19 protein-coding genes are annotated in these 24,180 nt (G+C 44.5%); 11 read left to right on the top strand and 8 right to left on the bottom strand.

Annotated features, from left to right (window positions below; genetic code table 11):
- The first annotated feature begins 924 nt into the window (after positions 1-924).
- The 3 genes from F6J99_RS00530 to F6J99_RS00520 all read left to right on the top strand — a co-directional run bounded on the left by F6J99_RS00530 (position 925) and on the right by F6J99_RS00520 (position 3,865).
- Entirely contained in the window at positions 925-1,101 is a 177-nt protein-coding gene (locus F6J99_RS00530) for an NblA/ycf18 family protein (protein ID WP_008178810.1), read from the top strand.
- A 559-nt stretch (positions 1,102-1,660) separates the two neighbouring features.
- A complete protein-coding gene (locus F6J99_RS00525; protein ID WP_293111243.1) occupies positions 1,661-2,539 on the top strand; it encodes a universal stress protein in 879 nt (292 codons plus the stop codon).
- Positions 2,540-2,623: 84 nt separating this feature from the next.
- Positions 2,624-3,865, top strand: a complete 1,242-nt coding sequence (locus F6J99_RS00520; protein WP_293111242.1) for an SH3 domain-containing protein — start codon at positions 2,624-2,626, stop codon at positions 3,863-3,865.
- Positions 3,866-4,091: 226 nt separating this feature from the next.
- On the opposite strand, the gene F6J99_RS00515 is transcribed toward F6J99_RS00520, so the two are convergent.
- The 4 genes from F6J99_RS00515 to F6J99_RS00500 form a co-directional block, all read right to left on the bottom strand.
- Positions 4,092-4,343 carry a hypothetical protein gene (locus F6J99_RS00515; RefSeq protein ID WP_365972343.1) on the bottom strand — a complete coding sequence of 84 codons (252 nt, stop codon included), beginning with the start codon at positions 4,341-4,343 and terminating at the stop codon, positions 4,092-4,094.
- A 541-nt stretch (positions 4,344-4,884) separates the two neighbouring features.
- Positions 4,885-5,049 carry a hypothetical protein gene (locus F6J99_RS00510; RefSeq protein WP_293111241.1) on the bottom strand — a complete coding sequence of 55 codons (165 nt, stop codon included), beginning with the start codon at positions 5,047-5,049 and terminating at the stop codon, positions 4,885-4,887.
- An 801-nt stretch (positions 5,050-5,850) separates the two neighbouring features.
- A complete protein-coding gene (locus F6J99_RS00505; RefSeq protein WP_365972341.1) occupies positions 5,851-6,423 on the bottom strand; it encodes an aldo/keto reductase in 573 nt (190 codons plus the stop codon).
- A gap of 12 nt (positions 6,424-6,435) precedes the next feature.
- Positions 6,436-6,630, bottom strand: coding sequence for a hypothetical protein (locus F6J99_RS00500; RefSeq protein ID WP_293111240.1), 195 nt, complete (start codon positions 6,628-6,630; stop codon positions 6,436-6,438).
- A gap of 149 nt (positions 6,631-6,779) precedes the next feature.
- Here F6J99_RS00500 and purU point away from each other — a divergent pair, with 149 nt between their 5' ends.
- Positions 6,780-7,634, top strand: coding sequence for a formyltetrahydrofolate deformylase (purU, locus tag F6J99_RS00495; protein ID WP_293111239.1), 855 nt, complete (start codon positions 6,780-6,782; stop codon positions 7,632-7,634).
- 57 nt (positions 7,635-7,691) lie between these two features.
- On the opposite strand, the gene F6J99_RS00490 is transcribed toward purU, so the two are convergent.
- Positions 7,692-10,091, bottom strand: a complete 2,400-nt coding sequence (locus F6J99_RS00490; RefSeq protein WP_365972338.1) for an NHLP family bacteriocin export ABC transporter peptidase/permease/ATPase subunit — start codon at positions 10,089-10,091, stop codon at positions 7,692-7,694.
- 131 nt (positions 10,092-10,222) lie between these two features.
- Between F6J99_RS00490 and F6J99_RS00485 the strand changes: the two genes are divergently transcribed.
- Both F6J99_RS00485 and F6J99_RS00480 read left to right on the top strand, forming a co-directional pair.
- The gene (locus F6J99_RS00485; RefSeq protein ID WP_293111238.1) at positions 10,223-10,357 is read left to right on the top strand and encodes a hypothetical protein; all 135 of its coding nucleotides are present in this window, start codon (positions 10,223-10,225) and stop codon (positions 10,355-10,357) included.
- Positions 10,315-10,545: a hypothetical protein gene (locus F6J99_RS00480; RefSeq protein ID WP_293111237.1), complete on the top strand. Its 231-nt coding sequence runs from the start codon at positions 10,315-10,317 to the stop codon at positions 10,543-10,545. The genes F6J99_RS00485 and F6J99_RS00480 overlap by 43 nt, the downstream gene beginning before the upstream one ends.
- A gap of 4 nt (positions 10,546-10,549) precedes the next feature.
- On the opposite strand, the gene F6J99_RS00475 is transcribed toward F6J99_RS00480, so the two are convergent.
- The gene (locus F6J99_RS00475) at positions 10,550-12,163 is read right to left on the bottom strand and encodes an NHLP bacteriocin system secretion protein (RefSeq protein ID WP_293111236.1); all 1,614 of its coding nucleotides are present in this window, start codon (positions 12,161-12,163) and stop codon (positions 10,550-10,552) included.
- Between the two features lie 289 nt (positions 12,164-12,452).
- Here F6J99_RS00475 and F6J99_RS00470 point away from each other — a divergent pair, with 289 nt between their 5' ends.
- Positions 12,453-13,274 carry a SirB1 family protein gene (locus tag F6J99_RS00470; RefSeq protein WP_293111235.1) on the top strand — a complete coding sequence of 274 codons (822 nt, stop codon included), beginning with the start codon at positions 12,453-12,455 and terminating at the stop codon, positions 13,272-13,274.
- A gap of 65 nt (positions 13,275-13,339) precedes the next feature.
- Here the strand turns inward: F6J99_RS00470 and F6J99_RS00465 are convergent, their stop codons facing one another.
- Complete coding sequence (locus F6J99_RS00465) at positions 13,340-13,804, bottom strand: SRPBCC family protein (RefSeq protein ID WP_293111234.1); 465 nt, start codon at positions 13,802-13,804, stop codon at positions 13,340-13,342.
- Between the two features lie 971 nt (positions 13,805-14,775).
- Between F6J99_RS00465 and F6J99_RS00460 the strand changes: the two genes are divergently transcribed.
- A complete protein-coding gene (locus F6J99_RS00460) occupies positions 14,776-16,392 on the top strand; it encodes a mechanosensitive ion channel (RefSeq protein ID WP_293111233.1) in 1,617 nt (538 codons plus the stop codon).
- Between the two features lie 128 nt (positions 16,393-16,520).
- Here the strand turns inward: F6J99_RS00460 and F6J99_RS00455 are convergent, their stop codons facing one another.
- On the bottom strand, positions 16,521-18,026 hold the full coding sequence (locus F6J99_RS00455; RefSeq protein ID WP_293111232.1) for a GTP-binding protein: 1,506 nt from the start codon (positions 18,024-18,026) through the stop codon (positions 16,521-16,523).
- A 223-nt stretch (positions 18,027-18,249) separates the two neighbouring features.
- Here F6J99_RS00455 and F6J99_RS00450 point away from each other — a divergent pair, with 223 nt between their 5' ends.
- The 3 genes from F6J99_RS00450 to F6J99_RS00440 form a co-directional block, all read left to right on the top strand.
- A complete protein-coding gene (locus F6J99_RS00450; protein ID WP_293111231.1) occupies positions 18,250-18,525 on the top strand; it encodes a hypothetical protein in 276 nt (91 codons plus the stop codon).
- 78 nt (positions 18,526-18,603) lie between these two features.
- Positions 18,604-19,965 (top strand): P-loop NTPase fold protein, encoded by a 1,362-nt coding sequence (locus tag F6J99_RS00445; protein ID WP_293111230.1) that lies wholly within the window; start codon positions 18,604-18,606, stop codon positions 19,963-19,965.
- Positions 19,911-24,180, top strand: a 4,270-nt coding sequence (locus tag F6J99_RS00440; RefSeq protein ID WP_293111229.1) for a hypothetical protein, incomplete at its 3' end; no start/stop codon positions are given. The genes F6J99_RS00445 and F6J99_RS00440, both read left to right, overlap by 55 nt.

The raw sequence follows: 24,180 nt of genomic DNA, 5'->3' as shown, positions 1-24,180 counted from the left end.
TCCCTATTTTAGCTATATTGTAGCGATGGCTTGTTTGTTGACAGCCAGGGAATTCCGGATTAACTAGCATTGACCAGGTAAGTAACTAAGGATGAATCGTTAACCGTCTAGGGTCTAGGTCAACAACTGGCTAATATTTAGTTAACTATATTTAATTCAATACTATTCCGTTAGGGTGCTGGTTGTATCCCGCGCCATGGGATTGGTCTTTGGGGCACGCTACGCGAACACATGGAATAGCAATATTTTGATCACAGGTTACTAAATAACTCTACCGGTAAAGTGCGTTATTAACGAAGCCTAGTAATTCAGGGCGTTTGTGGCGTGTCTATAGTTTTGCGATCGCGTAGCGTGACCTGCATGTCAATCGCACAAGCGCAGAAGCTTTGGCCAAAGGCCAAGGGTGACCTGCATGTCAATCGCACAAGCGCGGAAGCTTCCCGTGACTCGCGCAGCGTGACCTGCATGTCAATCGCCTTTGGGGCAGCAAAGCCGAACGCGCCCCCCGTGGGCCAAAGGCCAATCCCATGAAATAGCAGTGTGTTGCTCACAGCTTACTGAATAACTCTACCGGTAAGATGCATTATTAACAAACCGTAGGAATTCAGCACCTTTGTGGTGTTCTATTTTTACCTAAGTCCTGTTGATTATCAAATCATCAACTTGTGTTGTATGGAGTATTAGGAAAAATTATACCGAATTCCACAGCATCAATCCTAGCCAGGGAACTTGCTAGAAATAGTCTAGGTCATATATAACCTCAGAATGGATCAAATCCTGGTCATTTTGTCAAATACTTGTTACGATTCTTCATTAAAGGTCAGATAGGTTAACGGTTGATACATTTACCGATACCTAGCCTGATCAAAACTAGGGCTGCTCTAGCCAGCCAAAACCCATGATTAGTTTTTAAGGAGCTCAACTATGTCTAAACCAGTAGAACTTTCCCTGGAGCAAAAATTTAACCTGCGGTCCTTTGAATCTCAGGTCCAGAAAATGAGCCGTGAGCAAGCTCAGGAATTCCTAATCAAACTCTATGAGCAAATGATGATGCGTGAAACAATGTACAAAGAAGTCCTAAAACACGAGTGGGGATTATAGCTAAAGCCCTAGTGTGATTGTTATTCGCCTTAATTGAGCCGCGACCTCCTTCTCTTGCTCAATTCCGTAGGTAGGAAAGGAGCTGGGGATGCTGGGGCGTCAACTTGAATTAGCTTAAGATTTAATTAAAATTAAAATTAATTGATTCAACTTATTGTTAACTAATATCAGGCTAAGTATTATAGCCGCAGGCTTGCTTAAAGGTAAGCATATGCGCGCTCGCGCACGCGTGCGCGTTCAGCGGTCAGCGGTGAGCTAAAAGCTCACGCGTGCGCGTTCAGCCGTCAGTAGAGGTAACAGAGATTAAGCGAATCCTTACCTGTTTCATTCAAAAGCACCTCAAGTAGCGTGGGTGGCACAGGCTTCTAGCCTGTGATAAGTGCGAATTAGCTGATAGCTGATATCTGATAGCTTACGGATTGGCAATACCCCAATTCACTCTAGGCAAGTCAGGATAAATAGTTTATAAAATTGTATAAATTAATGCAAAACTATCTAAAGTAATTGTAAAGTGTTCTAGTCTGAAAGAAACTCTAAGAAAAAGCCATCCTCCCTGCATATGTTTCAGCATTGCCTAATCTGCACCGATTTCTCTGACGGTTTATATCGGCTAGTAGAGTTTGTCCCCAGTTTAGCGGCTGGTGGGCTCAAGAAAATCATCTTCTGCCACTTTGTTCCGCTTTGGGAAGAGGGAGAAATACCTCGTATTGATGAAGAAGGAATAGAACAAGCTCGTCGCCGCTTTGAAAAGGGTTTGACCAACATACCTGAAGGGGTAGAGGTTCACATCGAAGTGATGTCAGGTCGTCCTAAGGAAAATATTCCTAAAATCGCCAAACGTTACAATGCTGATGTCATCCTGATTGGCACGCCAGTGCGCAGCTTATTACAAGAAAAGCTTTTCGGTAGCACTACAGCAACCTTGACCAAGGAATGTAGTACACCATTGCTAATGCTGCGACCACAACTGATTTCAGCTTACACCTGCGAAGAACTCGATCTACGCTGCAAACATCTATTCCGGTATTTGCTAATTCCCTATGACGGCACTACAGCGTCTCAATCTGTCGTGGAAAGGGTCAAAGAGTATGCTAAACAAGCACCCGATGACTCACTAAAGCAGTGTATGCTGTTGTGGGTAGTCAGTGAAGGGGGGCGCAGAGAATTATCTAAAGAGCCTCAGCTACAAAAAGCTCAAGAGAAGCTAGAACCAGTAAAAGCAGAGTTAGAACAGCTTGGCTTACAGGTCAATACAGACGTGCGAGTGGGCAATCCCCGTGAAGAGATTTTAGACACAGCCTTAGAATATGATATTACTGCGATCGCAATCTCTTCCGATCAAAAAGGGAAATTCTTAGATTGGTCAGTGCGTAGCTTAGCCGGTGATTTAATGCGCAGCAGCTGGCACCCTGTTCTATTCTTGCCACCACGAAGCTAGGAATCGAGAGTCTGGGGTTTTCTCGGGGCTTCTAATAAAATAAAGCCATTCCACTTTTTTGATAGTGAATAATCAATCCAACATATGATCAGAAAGATTAGTGGTTGGCGAAAATTACTAGTGGTGTGCATCTCTGTGGCGCTAGCGTTTACAGCTTTTCCTGCGCCATCTTATGCTACTAGTCCTGCGATCGCTCAATTTACCCCATCCTCTCGTTTAGAAAACATCTCATTTGAGAACCAAGCAAAATTTCAACTAGCTGCGGCTACAGACAAATGCCGCAAAGTGGTGACTAGAGGCAGTGATCTCAATGTCCGTAGTGGACCCGGTAGCAATTACCGGATTATCGGTTTCGTCAAAAACGGGTCTGAGGTTACCCTTGAGCAAATAGTAAACCAAGACTGGGCAAAAATTTCTTCTCCCTTGTCAGGTTATATTTCTCAGCAGTATCTCCAATCCTGTCCACCACCACCTAAGCAGGAATGTCGTATAGTTTCGACCAATACTGGCAAGGGTCTGAATGTACGTCAGAGTCCTGGTGGTAGGATTATTGGTGACTTGGACAATGGCACTAAAGTCACTATCATCAATAGCATTACTAATGGTTGGGTACAGCTTGTCTCTCCCCAAAAGGGTTATGTTTCCGACCGATATCTCAAACCTTGTCCACCACCTCCTCCGAAAGAAGAATGTCGTCTAGTATCGACTAAGGGTAACCCGCTCAATGTGCGTGCGACCCCTGGTGGTACGATCGTCGGTGTTGTAGAAAATGGTACTACAATCACTATCAAGGGTACTAGTAGTGATGGTTGGGTACCGATGGTTTCTCCCCAGAAAGGTTATGTGTCTGAGGCGTATCTTCAACCCTGCCCCACTGTCAAAAAAGAGTGTGGTACAGTTACCACTAGTGGTAGTGAGCTGATAGTGCGTTCAACTCCTGGTGGCCCCAGTATCGGTACATTAAAAAATGGTACTGAGGTCAAGATTGAGAGTATACGTGCAGATGGCTGGGTGAAGATTTCAGAACCCATAATCGGTTATGTGTCTGGCAAGTTTATTAAAATAAAACCTTGTCCAACACCACCACCATCGGAAGAGAATTGTCGGGAAGTTTCAGCACCACAGGGTTTAAATGTGCGCAAATCACCGTCAAATGATGGCGAGATTATTGGCATTATCGCTGATGGTTCTAAGGTAACGATTGTTAATCGTGGTAGTAATGGCTGGGTTCCTATTTCTGCGCCCTTACAAGGTTATGTTACTGGCAAGTATCTGATCTATTGTCCTGAGTTTAAGGCACAAGAGCCCTCAGGACCAGTAGGTTAATCCTTAGATCTAGCAGAAGTCAGAAGTCAGAAGTCAGAAGTCAGAAGTCAGAAGTGAAACTCTTGCGCTTACTTAGGTTTGAGACTTTTGTCATATCCGCGCCTGCCCTGGCGACTGCTATATCTCGCAGCATTGTTGATAGGCGATTCAGCTAAGATTGTAGGGTGCGTCAATGACGCACCCTAGTGCTGATCTGTAGGTATCGAGGGTATACGTTGCTACAGTTTTACGTCCACCGCCGGAAAAATGTATTGTCTTGCCAAGCAGAAGCTGTCCGTGCTTCAATAGCAGTCATTTGTGCTGAACTTAAGGATTGAAATGCTTGGGCGACTTTAAAATTTGATTCTAATTGCTTAACGGATTCGGCGGCAATAATACAAGAATGTACTCCCTCTAAAGACAATACATAACCCATGGCTTGCTCCATGCCATCTAACACACCATTTTTGAATAACCTGCCATAAGCCGGAACTTTCATAGCAATCACTCCTACATTTTTCTCTCGCGCCACTGGTAAAACAGTTTTAGCAAAAGGTCGAGGATGTTGACACTGCTCGGATATCTTGACTACTGTTCCCTGTTTCCTGTTCCCTGTTCCCTTTTTATATCAATCCTATGTTAACATCTCAAATACAAACGCTATAGGAGGGAAAGGTAGTTATTGAGGAAAAGGAGTTTACGGTTGAAGTGTTAGGAGGGAATGAACTGGTGAATAGTCTTTTAGGTGTTTTGTGGTTACGAACAAAGCGTTTAGTTGTAGATTTTACCATGGGAGTGTTAACCCTAGGATAAGCGAGCACACTGATAGTTAAAGAGGTGCGTTACACTTGGTTAACGCACCCGAAAAGATAAGCGATCGCACTAACTAGTTGGTTGCGACAACCACCTAGTTAGTGGTTTTGTTTCAGACCTTTAGGAGGGTGATTTAAGGTACACTGGCTGATACCATTTATCAAAACTAGAGAGATCTAATGTTGAAGTAACCATATATCAATGATTTATATCAACACTTTGCCTCATTACTTTAACAATGACCCTACTGCACCTTCCAAGGCCCCCTGTCCTATTTTTTTTACTATGTCCAAGAAACCGCTGGCTTCAACACCATGCTCACCGGACATGGTAGCGGGGCTAGCGTGCCGAATCACAGGTGCAGATTGCTTAGGAAGTTTTTGTTTTTTCATGAGTGTTTGTCCTTTTTAATTAGTTGTCTGTTTGAGTTGTACTCAGGTTGTTTACCGAACATAAAGCCGCAGTGACGCGGTACGTGTCCGGCTTGAATTGGAATTGGCATGGTCTTGTCCTGTTGTTTTAGAGTAAGTTTGGAGAAAACCGCCAGTTTTTCGTCGTAATTTTCACCACGGTCACTTGATTCTAGTTAGGTTCCAAGGTTCGGGTGCATCTCAATGCATGCAATTAGGTAAAAATTCGGGCGAAAATTACCGCACTTCCCACACTTCCCACCGAGTGCATGGGATGTTTTGTAAGACTCAAGTTGAGAATTGTCCGTTGAGGTAAGCGCACCGATGCTTGAGTACTTGAGGGACGTTGCTTTCGTCCCACTGAGCCCCTGGCTATTGTTGTAGGAGGCGTTGGCACTCAGCAGATGACAGGACTTCTCCAAATACGGACTCCACCTTGTGTAGGGTTTGACCATTAGCACATGAGCTTGTTTCTCGCTCAAACTCAATTTCCCAAGGATGCTGTTGAGGGTACGTTTTCGTCCGGCACGGGTGCCGCTGCTGGTTTGGATAAAAAATTTCCTATCTCTGGACTGACATGCTCGAGATATATGACCACGAACCGCAACTTCAATCCAGGACTTGGTTTGAACCTGCTCAGGGTCGGTTTCTACGCACACGTAAAGCAGCAATTGCTCGGGCGTGGGCTTTGATTTGGGCATGTTTGTCAGCATCCAGCACGCAGCACTCATGAGATCATAGGTCAACCAATTAAAGCTTACCTCTGATTGGTCAACACCCAACTTAAGTATTTATGCTTAATGCAAAATCGGGATGCACTCCAAGGTTTTTTATAGCGCCATTGGGACTAAAAATCTGATCTAATGTTTCGTGAAAAGAAACGTGATGTAATTGCCATAAATCGATAGAATCAGTTTGAAGGCGTTTAAGCGATCGCTCTAACTCTCGCCAAGCCCCATCTCGATCTCGTTGTGCTGTTTTTGTTGCTAAAAATAGATTAGAGCGATAAGCAGGTAATACCTTACCCATATAGTATTCGCTGGGGCCATAACTAGCTGCCGTATCAAAATAACTAATTCCAAACTGTAATGCTGCTTCAATTTGAGCGACGGCATCAGCTTCTCGATTCATCTTGGACAAAGGGGTTTGTCCTGCACCTCCCAACCCAAAGATTGGAACCTTAACCCCCGTTTTACCTAACACTCTTTCTGGCATTGTAGGTGCTGTTGGCAGTTGAATGGCTGCTTTTGCTGACAGTTTAGACTGCTGTTGATGCCATGCTGCACTTCCAACAATACCACCCGCAGCAGCAACACTGCTCACGATAAACTTACGTCGAGTTGTTTTGCGTGTCATGGCTAGCCTATTCTACAGTAGTTTTGCCAATATTTTAGCGTGGTTTCTGCAAGGTAAGCATTTATAGCAATTATACGACTTGTGAGGTACAAATTTCTGGTTTTTAGGGAGCAGGGAGCAGGGAGCAGGGAGCAGGGAGCAGGGAGCAGGGAGCAGGTAAGAGGGAAAAGGCAAGAGGAAAGAGGTAAAAAATAATGTGTACCTCATTAATCCTATAAACGCTATAGGTGAATACTTAGGTATTAACGTTACGTAAATTCCCTCAATGTTTAGTCTAGACGAATCAGATATTATTTTATATAATGGTTATTTATCTATTATTTTAATTCAAAATAATTGTTAGTCCATAAGTTAAGATGAATTCACCCACTGCAACAATACTACTGTCTTGTCCCGATCAACAAGGGCTTGTGGCTAAGATGGCTAACTTTATTTATTCCAATGGTGGAAATATTATCCACGCTGATCAACATACAGATTTTGCCACTGGAATCTTTTTAACCCGAATTGAATGGCAATTAGACGGGTTTAATTTACCTAAAGATGTGATTGATCCTGCTTTTAGTGCGATCGCAAAACCGCTGAATGCCAATTGGCAACTCCATTTTTCTGATAAAGTTCCTCGAATTGCGATTTGGGTGACAAAGCAAGATCATTGTCTGTTAGATTTATTATGGCGATGGCAAGCTAACGAAATGCCAGCTGAAATTGCGTTAATTATTAGCAATCATACTAACTTAAAAGTTGTTGCTGATCAATTTGGAATTGAGTTCTATTATCTTCCGATTACCAAAGACACGAAATTACAGCAAGAAGAAAAGCAGTTAGAGATTCTAGAAAAATCGAATATAGATTTAGTAGTTTTAGCAAAGTATATGCAAATTCTCAGTTCCGACTTTGTCAAAAGCTTTTCTAATATTATTAACATTCATCATTCATTTTTGCCCGCATTTCCGGGAGCAAAGCCCTATCAAAGAGCCTATAAAAGAGGTGTTAAAATTATTGGGGCTACTGCCCATTATGTCACAGAAGACTTAGATGAAGGGCCGATTATTGAACAGGATGTGGTGCGAGTTAGTCATCGAGATACGGTGGCGGATTTAATTCGCAAAGGAAAAGATTTAGAACGCCTAGTTTTAGCCAGAGCCGTCCGTTTACATTTGCAAAATCGTGTTTTAGTTTATAATAACCGAACCGTTGTATTTGAATAATGGTCGCGAAGAGATTGATCTGTGCTCTGTGTATAAAAGTCTTTAATCAAAAACTCCCTAATAACTAGAACTAATCAACTGCCCATAAACTCCCCCTTGCTGCCACAATTCCTCATGGGTACCCCGTTGCACCACCTTACCCCGCTCCAGAACAATAATCTGATCACAATCTCGAATCGTACTCAATCGGTGGGCTACAATAATACAAGAAATACCCCGACGCCTTAGATTCTGGTCAATAATCGTTTCCGTTGACCCATCCAAGGCACTAGTTGCCTCATCCATCACCAAAATTGCTGGGTCATTAACCAACGCTCTAGCAATTTCCAGACGTTGACGCTGACCTCCACTTAAATTTCCAGCTCCTTCCATCAGTTGGGCTTCATATCCCCCAGGTAGTGCCTGAATCACCTCGTGAATTGCCGCATCCTGACAAGAGCGCACTATCTCAGACAGGGGTACCGTCTTATCCCACAATGTCAGATTATCCCGTACTGTCCCCCCAAACAGAAAGATTTCCTGTTCCACTATTGCTAAGGAATTCGTCAACACCGACCTGGGAATCTGCTGTTTTGGAATCCCATCAAATAGAATCTCCCCTGACCAAGGTTGGTATAGACCAGTTACTATCTTTGCTATGGTAGACTTCCCCGAACCACTACCCCCTACTAGCGCTACCCTTTGACCAGGTTTCAGGGTCAGATTAAAGTTCTCAATTAACGGTCCATCTATTCGGGAATAGCCAAAGGTAATATTGCGTAATTCTACATGACCTTGAAGACAGACCTGGAGAGTGGGAAATGAATCAGATTCTGCTTGATCTCCCCTTTGAGCTGCCACCGGATCTTGGGGGCGGTTAGGGGAATGAGCGGTTTGAGCTAACCCTTCGGTCAACTGGGGGTCAATCGGGTTGCCCAATACATCATCCAAGCGATTGAGGTCACCATCGAGTTCCTGGAGAGTACTGCCAAACCTGACTAACTGGTTGACAGGCTTCTGAAAACTGTTCATCAAGCTTTGAAAAGCCACTAACATCCCAATACTGAGAGATCCTTCCATTACCCTTAGACCCCCAACCGCCAAAATTAGCATAGAGGTTAAGGAGGTTAGCAGAGGCGGTAAAACCCCTAAAACTTGGTTTGCTACTTCCAGTTTCTGCTGACCATTAACCGCTTTAGCATAGTAACCGGACCACCTCGCAAAGAAATCCGACTCCGTTGCGGATGCCTTGACACTTTCTATGCCCTGTAGTCCAGCGATCGCTACCCCAGCTGCCTTGCCCCGGTCTAGGGCTAATTGCATATAGCTGTCCACCCGCTTACGAGCCAGCCATTGTAAGGTCAAGACATTTACCAAGGCAAAAACTATAGCAATTACAGTGAGTACCCCATCATAGGCAAACATCACCAGGGCATAAAAGATTACCATTACGGAATTAATCACTGTTGTTGCCAACTGACCCGAAAGCACGTCAGCCACTTTGTCATTTAGCTTAACCCGATTACTAATTTCTCCAGCAAACCGCTGGGCATAAAATCTTGCTGGTAATCGCAGGATGTGCCATAGAAAGTGGCTGGACATTCCTACGGATAACTTAATTTTTAGTTGTCTCAAATACCGCAATTGTAACAGGGTCAGCACCCCCTGTAGGAGCACGGTAATTGCCATGGCTAAAATCAAGGGACGTAGCCAATCAGTGCGACTTTCGACTAACACATTATCTACAAAAATTTGATTAAAGACCGGAATAACTAAGCCAGGAAAAACTAATAAAAATCCTACTATTATACAGTATGTAATTGCAGGAATAGACCCTTTTAGTCGTAACCATAGCGCTAAGGTAATACTGGGTTTTTGACCCCCTTTTTTGAACTCTGGCCCTGGTTCAATTACCAGCACTACCCCCGTGTAACCCTGATCAAATTCTTCGCTGGTTACCCGTCGTGGACCAGCAGCTGGATCATTGATAAAGACGATTTCTTTCCTAAATCCTTCTACTACTAGGAAATGATTAAAATTCCAAAACACAATAAACGGAGGATGCAATTTTTTAAGGTTAGCCAGGGATTTTTTATAACCCTTGGCCTGCATTCCATAACGTCTAGCAGCTTTAACCAAATTAGATGCTTTAGAGCCATCGCGGGACACACCACAACTAACCCTAAGTTCCTCTAACGGCACAATCCGACCATAGTAACTCAGAATAATTCCTAGAGCAGCGGCACCACATTCTACTGCTTCCATTTGCAACAGAGTGGGGGTTTTGATTCGTTTTTGTTTCATTGTTGACTGTTGAAGGTTGTTTGGTTGAAGGTTGAAGGTTTTTGGGTTGAAGGTTGAAGGTTTTTGGGTTGAAGGTTGAAGGTTTTTGGGTTGAAGGTTGAAGGTTTTTGGGTTGAAGGTTGAACGCGATCGCGTGGCCAAACGCGCCCCGCGTGGCCCAAAGGCCAAGGCCAAGGTTTGTTTGTTGTTCGCCTTTGGAGTTCGGTTAAGGGTAGGTTTTTTGGTTATTAGCCTTTGGCTAATAACCTTGGCCTTTGGCCACGCTACGCGAACAAGTTTAAGCTTGATTTTTTAAACTTTAAACCTTGGCCTTTGGCCACGCGATCGCGTTCAACCTTCAAACTTTAAACCTTGGCCTTTGGCCACGCGATCGCGTTCAACCTTCAAACTTTAAACCTTGGCCTTTGGCCACGCGATCGCGTTCAACCTTCAAACTTTAACCCTTGGCCTTTGGCCACGCGATCGCGTTCAACCTTCAAACTTTAACCCTTGGCCTTTGGCCACGCGATCGCGTTCAACCTTCAACCTTCAAACTTTAACCCTTCAAACTTTAACCCTTGGCCTTTGGCCACGCGATCGCGTTCAACCTTCAACCTTCAACCTTCAACCTTTAACCCTTAAACTTTAAACCTTCAATAAATCCCACTCCATTCCCGCAAAATCGGCAAGACAAAGCTAATCGGCACACGCTCTTTCACTCTCACCCTAGCGGTGGTAGTAGTTCCGGCAGAAATTTTCAAGTCTGGACCATCGGAAGATGACCATTGGTAGCCACTAAACGTGGTATTATTTGGTTCTAATTGAGCGTAGACTTCTATCATTGCTCCCCCCTGACCGATCAGATTATCTACTACTTCTGGATTCCCCACTACACTAGCTGCTCCCTCGCGAGTTACAGGATAGGGTGAAACTGAAGTAATTTTGCCCACAATGCCACCAAATCGTTGCCGCTTAACTGTATCCGGTGTAATTTGAATCAGCATTCCCGGTTGAATCTTTTTCCCGTCCTTTACCGAAAAATAGGTAATGCCCTCCATGCCATCACTTTGTCCCTGAACTGTCATGGTGCCGAGCTGGGTTCCGGGTTGAACCACTTGTCCCCTAGCAGCAGCAATTTCGATAACGCACCCAGCGTAAGCACTCAGAATTTTACTCTTGTCTGCCACTTGCTTTTCCAGTCGAGCAATTTCTAGCTTCACGTCCTGAATCTGATTGCTTCGTTGATTAGAACTTTCCAAATTCTTTTGGTCTAAACGTTTTTCCTTGGTATCCAACTCTTGTAACTGTGCTCTGATTTGGGATATGGTATTAAGGTTATCCAAATATTTTTGTTGCGCCTCAGTTTCTCGAACACTGAGTTCCTCTAACTTTACTTGAATATCGCTAATCGTACTGAGATTCTGTAGGTATGTGCCTTCTGTTTCAGTTTCACTAACATCCAGTTGCTTCAACTGTGCTTCCAGCTCCGAGATACTCTGCACGGCTTGGCGATACTCTTGTTCCGCTTGTAAAACCGCATCTTCGGCAATTCCCCCTACCGCCGACAGTTCCTGACGCTTTTGCCATCTCCGTTTGAAAACTGGGACTTGAGCTTTTACATCCCTGAGCCGTTGTTCTAAGCTTTGGCGCTGCTGTGCGATCGCTTTCAATCCCTTATCCTGTAATACTGGAGTCAGAGCCATGGCATCCCGCAGCTGTTGGTTTAGACTTTGACGCTGTCGAGCGATCGCAGTAAAGTTTTTCTCTTTTAGTACAGGAGTCAGAGCCATGGCATCTTGCAACCGTTGCTCTAAGCTAGCTCGCTGCTTTGCGATCGCATCCGTTTCCAGTGCGGTTAACTGAGTTGAAATTAAATTGCTATCCCTATCCTGTACCTGCAATTGACTTAGTTTCCTCCGTTGTAGCTGTAACTGCTTTTTGAGTTCAGATGGGTCAATGGTTGCCAGGACATAATTTTTCTCAAAGCATTGCCCCTCCCCGACATTTAGAGAGTCCAACTGTCCAGATATAGTGGACTGAAACTGTACTAGCCGCCGGGGACGGATTAGTACTCCTTGACCGGTGACAGTGATGGGAATCCGTCCAAAAATACTCCAAATCACAGCCAAAAACACCAAACCCCCCAAAGCGGCTAAAGGTAGCCAATCCCTAGGATTAACCACTTGCATCAACTGATCCAGTCGTTCTGGGGAAGATAGCCGTTCGAGTGATTCTTGGCGAAACAGACTTTTCTTGTTCTTGAACATGTTTAGAACAATTTTTGGAGTTATATAGCAATCCTATTTAAATTGTCAACAGTGATAGTTCTAGGAAATATAAAAAATAATACTATACTAGTATATATCAATTGTTTTTCAAGAAAAAAAGCAACTAAAAGAACAATGAAATTATGAGCTTTATTATAACACTAAAAACTTCTCCGATATCTTGGATAAGGTTCCCTATTCCCTATTCCCTATTCCCTTTTTCTATCAATCTTATTTTTACCTATCAAATAAAAATACTATATACTCAAAGTAGCTGACGGAATTTTAGATGGACTTTAACTCAGGGCGTCAAGGGTTTTACACAGAAACAAATCAGCCAGATGACCAAATTCATTTGGCAAAAGCAGCGCTTTATATCGCTCACGAAGAATATCCGGATCTGGCTATTGATGATTACCTAAATGCCTTAGATACCATGGCATCCGAAGTAGAGGAGCGTTTGCCTGAACAACGCTATCCCCTGCGAGTGATTAAGACTCTGAATCAGTATTTCTATGATGACCTAGGATATGCGGGCAATAGGAGTGATTACTACGATCCCCGGAATAGTTTCCTCAATCAGGTCATTGATCGGCGCACAGGTATTCCGATTACCCTTTCCGTGGTGTACCTGGAAGTCGCTCGACGCCTTGATTTTCCCATGGTTGGTATTGGGATGCCAGGGCATTTCCTAATTCGCCCAGAGTTTGAACAGGTGGGAATCTTTGTAGATGCTTTCGATGGTGGTGAGATTTTATTTGAAGAAGACTGCAAGGAACGACTAACCCAAATTTATGGGCATCCGGTAACCCTACAACCAAGTTTCCTAGAACCGGTGAGTAATCGGCAGCTGTTGGCACGGATGCTCATGAATCTTAAATTAATATATCTCAATCGCCAAGACTTACCTAGAGCGCTAGCCGCAGTTGAGCGCATGTTGTTGCTGTTTCCTAATGCACCGGTACAACTGCGGGATCGGGGGCTGATTTACTCCCAGTTGGGATATTTATCGCAAGCATGCCAGGATTTGGAACGTTATTTGGAAATCCTGCCCCAAGCTGAGGATGCTGATATCATTCGTCGGTTACTTGAACAGATTGCAAATGGGTAAAGGCTTCTATGCATGGGCTTGACTAATCACCAATTCCCTAATCCCTAATCCCTAATCCCTAATCCCTAATCACTGCACTCACGTCGATAAATCTCCTCTGCTACTAATTTAAGGCGTCTGAGTTGGGCTTTCATATCATTCTGAGTCCATTGGGCAGCAAAGCTGTTGAATCCCCAGCTAACGATGGGGTTGGGAATTTCAAATTCAAAACGGTTGACTAAACGGGTGCCTTGTTCAGCTGGCTGACACTCCCAGCGGTCTCGTCCTTTGAAAAAGCCCTGGAACTGCCAAACCACTAACCCTGGCTTGCGGTCGATAACTACACTCTTGAGAGTGGGCTGCAACCAGGGAATGTTAATAATAAACCGCGAGCGACTGCCCACATCAGTATTCCACTGCCCCACTGATTCACAACGCAAAATCGGGTTGAGCCAGCGATGCATTAAGCTCTGGTCAGTGATACAGCGCTCGACAATGGTGGCGCTCGCATTAATTTTAATGGATTGTTCAAAAATTTGGGCGTTTTGCATGTAAAATTTCGACATTATTGAACTATCTTGATTACGGTGGCAGCTAGCCACACTACCAGACCACTAGAGTTGTGAGGAGGAAAAATTAATCAAGACTTGATTTTTGTACATCAATTGGCTCTAAATATAAGGGTTACGTCTTGAGTGACTGACAAACCTACCAAAAAATCTTTCAGCTCCCGAGTGTCCGACGTCACATCGGGGCAAATGCCGATTCAACACTCAATCAAGTTACCCAGCTAACCAGCGGGAGTAAGACCCCCTAAGCAAACCAGTTGACTGCGTCGGCAACTATGGGTAAATTCTATCAGCACTCCTGGGTCAAGATTTGTCAGTTAGGCAAGATAAAGCCATATCTGTGGAAAATTTGAGGAGTAAAACGTTCTCCATGAACATCTCAACCTTTACTTTTAAATCTTCTTGTCGTACCTTCTGCTCAAGGTTCTTTTCAGTCAGCACCCTGCTCTGAAGAGACCAGGCGTAGATAGCCTCCCTTCAGGTAGCTGACCAGCCTAAGACCTTGACCGAAGGGGTTGCCCTTCTGGTATTGGGTCTACGTTGTTGGCAAGTGTTAAAGTTCCTACCTTGGGGTACTTTGCCCGCTCCAAGCTCTAGAACCGAATCGTTAAACAGTTAGACCAGGGGGAAAACAGTCCGGTTCGGAAAGTACCGACCAACAACGTTGGCCAGGCAAACCTTACCTTGTGCAGAATCGGCGATTCCGGCTTGAACTCGAAAGCGCAACAACTGCACCTCTTGTTGTCCAGCTCTTTTTGGGACAGCAGCCTATAGCGCCGCGTCGCGGGTCCTGTGGGGTCACCAGACGCGCAGCTTGCCCGCTGCTCAACTTATCTAGTTGAGACGATAATACCGTGCTCCTCACCAGACTACAGTAGTCACAAGGAACTTAAGGAATTTAAAAAACTTAGGGTTGCCTGTGACATTGGACAATTTAAGTAAGAACAAAGACTATGAATGGAACTTCGGAAGGTATCTTCCAAATTGTAGGAGTTGGTGTGCAGCCATCGGCACACCTGGTTTTAGCCCAGACAGGATTTACCGCATTAGACCAAGTTTTGGCAGATGGGGGAACCACCTTACTGAATGTGGTTAAAGCGATCGCAATCTTAGTCATTGGTCTTATCCTTGCTAAGATTGCTGCTGGTATTACCAAAGCAGTACTGAATCGCACCAATATTGACAACAACATTGCTCAGTGGGCTACTGGCGGTCAGACAGGAAGCTCACCTGCAGTTGAGGAATGGTTATCTGGCGCGGTTTTCTGGATTATCATCGTTTTCACGGTAGTGGCGGTTCTAGAAACCCTCAAGCTAGATACGGTTTCCGGACCCCTGAATAGTTTTCTAGACACCATCCTCGGGTTCCTGCCCAGTGTCTTTGGTGCGGCCATTCTCTTGGGCGTTGCCTGGTTACTGGGAACTATCGTCAAGATGGTAGTAGTCAGGACGCTCAATGCATTGAATCTCGATCAGCGCTTGGGTGAACAAGTCGGCGATGCTGGCACTAGTCAGTTCTCTCTGGCTCAAACCATTGGCAATTCCCTGTACTACTTAATCTTCCTACTGTTTCTGCCATCGGTCTTAGAGACCCTAGGCTTACAGGGAACTCTCGATCCAGTACTAAGTATGCTGGGTGAGATTTGGGGGATTGTACCCAATATTGGCGCAGCCATAGCAATTGGTGCTATTGGTTGGTTTATTGCTCAACTTGTGCAACGTCTTGTCACTAGTTTTTTGACAGCAGCAGGTGCGAATCAGATCGGGGAGCGGTTTGGACTCAGTACCTCTGGTGGCCGCTCCCTAGCCGGGATTATCGGTACGATTGTCTATGTACTGATTTTGATTCCCGTTGCTACCGCTGCCCTTAATGCCTTGCAGATCCAGGCCATCTCTGGCCCTTCGATCGCAATGTTAAGCCAGGTTACTAATACCATCCCCAAACTCTTTGCTGCGGCTGGTATTCTGGCAGTTTTCTACGTAATTGGACAATTTGTTAGTGATCTGGCCACCAACGTCCTCACAGACGTTGGCTTCAACAATCTATTCAGCTGGCTAGGTTTTTCTGTCAGCGCTCCTAGCACCACTGATCAAACAGCAGAATCAGAGACACCACAGAACCCACTTACCAGTCGCACCCCTTCTGAGCTAGCGGGACTGCTTGTACTGATCGGTATCATGATCGCTGGTATTGTGGCAGCAACGGATGTGTTACAGATTCCCGCCTTAACTGACATTGTTGGTGGGGTCGGTTTCATTGGTGCTCGGGTGCTGTCCGGGTTAGTAGTCCTTGCTATCGGTCTGTTCCTAGCTAATTTTGCTTTCAACTTGATTACTGGCTCCGGCGCTCGCCAATCCAATATCCTGGCACAAGTAGCTAGGATTTCGATTATTGCCTTTTCTTTAGCCCTAGGTCTACAACAAATGGGCATTGCCCCTGATATTGTGAACTTAGCCTTTGGTTTACTCTTAGGCGCAATCGCGGTTGCGATCGCATTAGCCTTCGGTCTCGGAGGTCGCGATGTCGCTGGTGAGCAAGTCAGAGAATGGCTAGATTCTTTCAAAAAGTAAGTCCAAGTTATTCCCGTAGCGTGGCCTATTGGCCAAGGTTGTTCACCCTTTTTGAATTAAGAATTAAGAATGTAGAATGTAGAATTCTTAATTCTTAATTCTACATTCTGCATTCTGACAGACAACCTTCAACCTTGAACTTTTGATAATCTTGCCCTCAATTCTCCTTTAATGCGATGGAGAATTGAGGTTTCGTCTAAAGAAGAGAGAATTCGTCTAACAACGGCTTTTGGTCCATCTTCTCCCCAGGATGCGCCATTAGCTAAATAGGTTTTGGTAATTTGTCCAATACCATAGCCAGAAACTCCAGCAACACTAGCTTGGGTGATCGCAACGGACATATATGGCGCTAGGGAAACCCCACCGGTGACAGGGGCAGAAATTCCTAAAATACTTTTTAAGCTACTCAATCCCAAGTTAGCCAAGAGTTCACTAGCACCAATACCGCCCATACTCATAGCGATTTTTTGTAATAATTTAATAGCTCCCTGCTCAGTCATCGCAATACCATAGAGACGGGATAACGTAAGAATCATTACCACATCAACTACAGTAGCGGTGAGGATATCCACAACAGTAACTGGATTGAGAGCAATCACAAATGCTTTAGTTATCACTGCTTTCCAGATAATTTGATTAGCACTGTCATCCCGAATCTTCATTTTTCGGTTGACCAAGTTTTCATTCAACTCATCGGCGTAAAGCATGGTGTTAAGAGCAACAAGGGATTTCCCTTCCCGATGTAAAATCTCCAGAATTTTTAGTTTCAAATCTTCAATTTGGGGTTTCCCTCGGCGGCGCTTGACCTGAATGCTGCCATTAGGCGATCGCACGGCTACAGATACCAAAGGTGAAGCAGCAACCATCACAATTTCTGCTGGTGAAAGCAACTGCTTGACCCGTTCATCCCGAATTTTTCTGTAAATTGCCATGCGATCAGCATCGGGATATTGGTCAATCTTGTTGAACACCAGTAACATCGGTTTACCACTAGCTCTTAACTGAGATAGAGCTTGGTACTCTACCTTAGTCATATCACCAGCAATAATAAACAGCAGTAAATCTGCCTGTTTAGCTACCTCTAGGGCTAAGGCTTCCCGAGTTTCCCCATCTACTTCATCAATTCCTGGGGTATCGATTAGCTGAATTTGGGAATTGCCAATACTGGGTAGGGCAACCTGTAGAATATCCTGTTGGCTATGGGTTTGACTATGGCTTTGACTATGACTTTGATTATGGGTTGCTTGACTAGGGCTTTGACTATGGGGCTGCCAATGGGCAGTTTGAGCATTCTGGGTCACCCCATGTAGGGCACCAGTTTCAAATACAGGTTGACCCACTAAGGCATTGAGTACAGAGGATTTACCTCGTCCCACCATGCCAAAGGCAGCAATTTGGATACAGGTATTTTCTAGCTTCTGAAGCAGATTGCCTAAGTCTTGGATTTGAGCATCTAAACCCGCTTTTTCTCTACGGGATAGGTCAAGATTAGCTACCAGATCCTTGAGGGAGTCTTGTGCCTGTTTGTAGTTTAGTTCTGCCTGGATTTCCTCAAAACCTGAAATTGCGCTATCTAAATCCTGATCAAGATCTAGAGAGTTAACAGAGTCAGACTCAGGCCAGAATTCGGTCAAAACAGCACCTCCTGGTTAGGACACTTCTGTTTTCGATCCTAGAGCATCAGTTCAGGAATCACTTTTGAGAAATCACTCATTATAGAAATAGATGCCTCACAGCTGACATCGGTTACATCCATTATTCATCCCTTGCGACTTCCTGATTCCAACCCACAGCTGTAGAAGAGTTAATTATTGCCTTACACCATTGGTTCGATGAAAACCATAGGAGAGATATGAGATGATCAGCCAATTCTTAAGTGTTAGTTTAACCTTGCCGATGCTTGTCAACTTAGGTCAGAGTCTCACGGATACCCAAATCCTAAATTATGGTAAAGTTAATCATTATACACCAACATGGACAAATTTTCAGGGTAAACTCAATAGTCAAAACCCACCATCGTTATCCTTGGCCAGCCGGGATGAAACAAAAGACCAAGAACAGAAATGTGAGTGGCTAGACATATGTACAGAATTTAAGGGTGCATCTTTATTGGTTAGCGAAACCCTTTTTTAAAAGGGAAGTTAGGTGCTAAAAAAAACGTGGGAATTAGCATTGTCCTGCGACTAAATCAGGAAGGAAAATTACGCTATAATGGTACTAGATCTGCCAAGATTCTACAAAGCTTGTAATCCCAGCAAGCCCCTGAGCATGGGAGATGTCAATGATAGAAAATACTATATTGATTTTTCACCAGTCAGAGGAAATAAAATTATTGAGTCCCTCAAGCGAACCATCACCCTAATTTCCCCAGATGAGCCGACTTGTCAGCTGTTTACAGGGCATATTGGCTGTGGTAAATCCACAGAATTACTTAGACTAAAAGCTGAGTTAGAGCAACAGAAATTTCATGTGGTTTATTTTGAGTCGTCTCAAGATTTAGACATGGCTGATGTTGATCTAAGCGATATTTTGCTGAGTATAGCTGGTCAAGTCAGTGAAAGTCTGGAGAAAATTAAAATTAATATAAAACCAGGCTATTTTGTCAATCTTTTTACAGAAATTACCGATTTTTTGCGCACACCAATTGAATTGGGTGCTGAAGCAGAATTGTCGGTAGGCATTGGCAAAATAACGGCTAAAACTAAGGAAAGTCCTAAACTGCGGCGTCGATTGCGGGAATACCTCGAACCTCGCACTAGTGGAATCTTAGACTCGATTAATGAAGAACTACTAAAACCGGCTACCACTACCCTGAAGAAAAAGGGCAAAGCGGGACTAGTGGTGATTGTGGATAATCTGGATCGGGTGGATATTCGCCCCTTACCCTCTGGGCGATCGCAACCAGAATATTTATTCATTGACCGGGGTGAACAGTTACGCCGACTCAATTGCCATATTGTTTACACAATTCCCTTGGCGTTAACTTTCTCCAATGAGTGCGAAACCCTGAAGAATCGCTTAGGTGGTGGACTTACTCCTAAAATCTTACCGATGGTGCCAGTTAAACTGCGCACAGGTCAGGAGTTTCCCGATGGCATGGCACTGCTACGAGAAATGGTACTGGTTAGAGCTTTCCCTAATCAAACTACTGAGGAACAATTTGCTTTGCTCCCAGAGGTATTTGATAATATAGATACTTTAAACCGCCTGTGCCGAATTAGTGGTGGTCATGTGCGCAACTTGCTAGGATTGTTGTTTGATTGTCTCAGGCAAGAAAACCCACCGATTCCGAGCGAGTGTTTAGAAAATGTGATTCTCGAACGTCGGGATTATCTGATCTCATCAATTACTGATCAGGAGTGGGAATTACTTTTCCAGGTGGTGCAACAGCAAAAAGTCAGGGGTGATACGGAATACCAAACCCTATTGCGCAGTATGTTTGTCTTTGAATACCGCGATCGCGATGGAAATTGGTTTGGTATAAATCCAGCATTAGAAGAGGCACCGCAGTTTAAGTCATGGTTGAAACAAAATCACCAGCAGACGCTGCCCAATACAACGATAGTACATTAAAGGCTCTCTCTAGAGCGATCGCATTTTCACAAGGGGAATTTTCCCTTGTGATCGTGCGATGTAACTACCAGGGTTTGCAACAACAGATGCTGCAACGCCTCAAAGCACTGTGTCAGCACCAATACCCGATTACAGAGTTTATCATACCGCCATCGGCTACCACCCTTTACACCACCATCCAAAACTACGAACACAGGGAATTGGCGCGTGGACAGGACAGGGGGATAGACAGATGCGGGGACAGGCAGAGTTCTAGCCCCATTGACCCTTCATCCCCTGACCCTCTTACCTCCTCACCCCCTCATGCCGCATTACTGATTGTTGGTTTAGAGTCAGTGGTTGCCCTTGAGGAATTACTTACCTCTACTAATCAAGTCCGGGATGAGTTTCGTAAACGCCTAACCTTTCCTCTAATATTGTGGGTTAATGACCACGTACTGCAAAAACTGATGCGGTTGGCACCAGATTTTTGCAGTTGGGCAGCCACTCCCCTCAAGTTTGAACTGACCACCACAGAGTTAGTCAATTTTCTCGGACAAAAGGCTCAAATGGTATTTGCCTGTCTATTGAACTCTGGAGAGTCTTCCCCCCCAATCAAGCAGCAAGTCCCAACTCCCAACCTACCCTTTAGGAACGCCCAAGGCTCTCAACCAACCAACCAACCAACAACCAACATTCAACCAACCAACATTCAACCTCCCAACCTTGGCCAAAAGGCCACGCTACGCGAACAACCTCCCAACCTTGGCCAAAAGGCCACGCTACGCGAACAACCTCCCAACCTTGGCCAAAAGGCCACGCTACGCGAACAACATTCCAACCTTGGCCAAAAGGCCACGCTACGCGAACAACATTCCAACCTTGGCCAAAAGGCCACGCTACGCGAACAACATTCCAACCTTGGCCAAAAGGCCACGCTACGCGAACAACCTCCCAACCTTCAACCTCCCAACCTTGGCCAAAAGGCCACGCTACGCGAACAACCTCCCAACCTCCAACCAACCAACCCCGATATTTCTATTACCTATTCGAGGAACTCAGCACTCCAAAACCAACGTCGATTTGAGCTGGATTTTGCCCTAAAAGATTTACATAGTCGTGGCATTACCTTAGATAGGGAATTAGACGCTAGTCTAGACTTTGTTTTGGGTCTAGATGACTATAGAAGCGATCGCATAAATCTAGCCAAGAAGCGGTTTCGTAAAAGCTTAAGAGTTTGGCAGCAAACGGATAACTTAGAACGCCAGGGGTTATTATTATTTTATCTGGGTTTGTGTTACTGTCGCCAAGCTGACCAAAATCAAGCGCATAAACAGCGCTATTGGGAAGAAGCTTGGCCGTATCTGCATCAATCTATGGGAGTTTTCACCCGAGCGGGGCGTCACGATCTGGTGGCTATTTTTATTAGTAAGCTAGCTGAACTCCTGCAGCATCTACAAGCGTGGTCATTCTTACAAACCACCTCTCAACAGGCTCTGTCGCTTCATGAAACCTATGGGACTCAGGTGCAACTAGCCCAAGATTACGGTTTTCTGGCAGAAGTAGCCCTTGAGCAATCCCGATGGGAGGATGCTGGTCAATTAGCCGAGAAAGCTCTATTAATTTTGGTTGTTGCTGCTGATGATCAGCCCCATGACCAAGGCTTGCATCCATTGCTATTAGCCCAGCTCTATCGATTATTTTTGGTAAAATCCCAAGGAAACCAGGGAAATTTAGCAGAAGCGGTCAAGCAGCTGGAAAAAGCGAGTCATAAACTGGCAGATGCCATAGAATCCAGCAATTATCGCTATGAGCCTCAGCGTTACCTGCACCTGTTGGAACGATTACGTAGCCTTTACTTTGAACAAGGGCAATACCTAGAAGCATTTCGGATTAAACAAGAACAACGGGCAGTGGAGCAGCTGTATGGCTTCCGTGCCTTCATTGGTGCTAGTCGTCTACAGCCACCACGAGGAGCCAACAATCCCAGCTGGCATGGCGTACAGCCACAAGACCTTATTCCCCAGGAAATGGCAGCTTCCGGACGTCAGCGAGATGTAAACCGCTTAATGGAACGGATTACTCGTGCTGATCACAAACTGACAGTGATTCATGGTCAGTCAGGGGTTGGAAAAAGTTCCATTGTCCATGCCGGATTAGTGCCAGCACTCAAAAACAGACCCCTTGGCGATCGCATTGGGTTACCGATTGTGGTGCAAGTATACACCGATTGGGTGGGGGAACTAGATAAACACTTGGCCGATCAACTATCAGGAAATGGAAATGAAGACCCCTTGATCAGGGAAAAATTTCTAAATTCTAATGGTAATGCCCTAATTGATTCTGTCCTGGAGCAATTACAACACAACGCCGACAATAACTTCTTAACGGTTTTAATTTTTGATCAATTTGAAGATTTTTTCTCGGTTTATTCCCATCAATCCCAACGAAAAATATTTTATAATTTTTTAGTAAATTGTCTTAAATTACCTTATTTAAAACTAATATTTTCTATCCGAGATAACGCCTTACATAAATTACTTGAACTAGAACACTACACGTGGGAAGTCATAGAAAGTAATATCTTAGATAAAAAGATTCGTTATCCATTACTAAATTTTCCTTTAAAAGATGCTTATTCAGTCATTCAAAGCTTAACCCATCGGGCTAATTTTTATTTAGAACCGGCTTTAATTGATGAATTAGTCAGAGAATTAGGGGCTGAAATTGGAGAAGTTCGTCCCATTGAGTTGCAAGTAGTAGGAGCTCAACTCCAAGCTGAAAATATTACTACCTTAGCTCAGTACCAGCACCATGGTCCCAAAGCCAAACTGGTGGAGCGGTTTTTAGAAAAAGTTATTAAAGATTGCGGTCCTGAGAATGAAACAGCGGCTTGGCTAGTGTTGTCCTTACTCATTGATGACAATAAAAATCGACCCCTTAAGAATCGCTCGGAGCTAGCCATAGAATCATCCTTAGAAGACCATACATTAGATTTAATATTAGAAATTTTTGAGAAATCAGGATTAGTATTTCTATTACCAGAAGTTACGATCAACCGCTATCAACTGGTTCACGATTATCTGGTAGACGTTATCCGCCAGAAAAAGCAATCGAAACTGCAAGCAGAATTAGAAAATCTCCGCGAGAAAGACAAACAGAGCCAGGATAAAATTGAGCAACTGGTTAAAGAACAAGAACTCCAAAACCAACTGACCAAAATAACTAAAAAACAAAGGAAAACCGAAGAAAAGCTGAATCGAATTCTCAGGCAACGATTGCGAGAAGCACGTTGGGCAGGAATGGCACTGTTCAGTCTGATGGTGATTACCGGTATACTTGGGGTTCGCTACGCTATCAGTAAAACCAACAACCATTTAAGTGACCTGAGCTACTCCTCAAAAGCTCTAGTTGATGCCAACAGAACCTTAGATGCCCTCATCCTCAGTTTAGAGGCAGCCCAGCAATTGCAGCAATCCCTTGGGGTGAGTGCAGATACCCAGACACGGGTAGTCACTGCTCTACAACAGGCAGTTTATGGGGTCAGAGAACGCAACCGTTTAAAGGGACATCGAGATTGGGTCAGTAGTGTCAGTTTTAGCCCAGATGGTCAGCTGATGGCCTCTGGGAGTCGAGACAAGACTATCAAACTTTGGCGCAAAGATGGTACCTTGCTCAAAACGTTGCGAGGTCATCGGGCTGGAATCCACAGTGTCAGTTTTAGTCAAGATGGTCAGATGCTGGCTAGTGGTAGTGAAGACAAAACTGTCAAGCTGTGGGGTAAGGATGGATCCCTGGTAATGACCTTAGATGGGCCAGATGGGCATACCGAAACAGTCCATTGTGTTAGGTTTAGCCCCAATCGCCAGATGATCGCATCGGCTAGTGAGGATAAAACCGTCAAACTATGGAGTAAAGATGGTGTTTTACTCCAGACTCTCACTGGTCACAGTGATTCGGTATTGGGGGTTAGTATTTCTCCCAATGGTCAGTTAATTGCTTCTGCTAGTAAAGACAAAACTATCAAACTTTGGCGCAGGGACGGAAGACTGCTGAAAACCTGGCAAGCTCATACAAAACCAGTGGTGAGTGTCAGTTTTAGTCCTGATGGCAAGACTATTGCCTCTGCCAGTACAGACAACACTGTCAAACTCTGGCAAACTGATGGCGAATTAATTGATACCCTAGAAGGTCATCGTAATTGGGTTCTGGAGCTAAAACTAACATCCAGAACCA

Source organism: Moorena sp. SIO4G3, assembly GCF_010692305.1.
Classification (GTDB): Bacteria; Cyanobacteriota; Cyanobacteriia; order Cyanobacteriales; family Coleofasciculaceae; genus Moorena; species Moorena producens_A.
The sequence above is the reverse complement of the archived record's forward strand: the minus strand, read 5'-3'. Positions and strand labels throughout refer to the sequence as shown.

What these genes read in the sequence shown, in the direction of transcription:
- F6J99_RS00530 (WP_008178810.1), top strand. Translation starts at nt 925, where the DNA reads ATGTCTAAACCAGTAGAACTTTCCCTGGAGCAAAAATTTAACCTGCGG.
- F6J99_RS00525 (WP_293111243.1), top strand. Translation starts at nt 1,661, where the DNA reads ATGTTTCAGCATTGCCTAATCTGCACCGATTTCTCTGACGGTTTATAT.
- F6J99_RS00520 (WP_293111242.1), top strand. Translation starts at nt 2,624, where the DNA reads ATGATCAGAAAGATTAGTGGTTGGCGAAAATTACTAGTGGTGTGCATC.
- F6J99_RS00515 (WP_365972343.1), bottom strand. Translation starts at nt 4,343, where the DNA reads ATGAAAGTTCCGGCTTATGGCAGGTTATTCAAAAATGGTGTGTTAGAT.
- F6J99_RS00510 (WP_293111241.1), bottom strand. Translation starts at nt 5,049, where the DNA reads ATGAAAAAACAAAAACTTCCTAAGCAATCTGCACCTGTGATTCGGCAC.
- F6J99_RS00505 (WP_365972341.1), bottom strand. Translation starts at nt 6,423, where the DNA reads ATGACACGCAAAACAACTCGACGTAAGTTTATCGTGAGCAGTGTTGCT.
- F6J99_RS00500 (WP_293111240.1), bottom strand. Translation starts at nt 6,630, where the DNA reads ATGAGGTACACATTATTTTTTACCTCTTTCCTCTTGCCTTTTCCCTCT.
- purU (WP_293111239.1), top strand. Translation starts at nt 6,780, where the DNA reads ATGAATTCACCCACTGCAACAATACTACTGTCTTGTCCCGATCAACAA.
- F6J99_RS00475 (WP_293111236.1), bottom strand. Translation starts at nt 12,163, where the DNA reads ATGTTCAAGAACAAGAAAAGTCTGTTTCGCCAAGAATCACTCGAACGG.
- F6J99_RS00470 (WP_293111235.1), top strand. Translation starts at nt 12,453, where the DNA reads ATGGACTTTAACTCAGGGCGTCAAGGGTTTTACACAGAAACAAATCAG.
- F6J99_RS00465 (WP_293111234.1), bottom strand. Translation starts at nt 13,804, where the DNA reads ATGCAAAACGCCCAAATTTTTGAACAATCCATTAAAATTAATGCGAGC.
- F6J99_RS00460 (WP_293111233.1), top strand. Translation starts at nt 14,776, where the DNA reads ATGAATGGAACTTCGGAAGGTATCTTCCAAATTGTAGGAGTTGGTGTG.
- F6J99_RS00450 (WP_293111231.1), top strand. Translation starts at nt 18,250, where the DNA reads ATGATCAGCCAATTCTTAAGTGTTAGTTTAACCTTGCCGATGCTTGTC.
- F6J99_RS00445 (WP_293111230.1), top strand. Translation starts at nt 18,604, where the DNA reads ATGGTACTAGATCTGCCAAGATTCTACAAAGCTTGTAATCCCAGCAAG.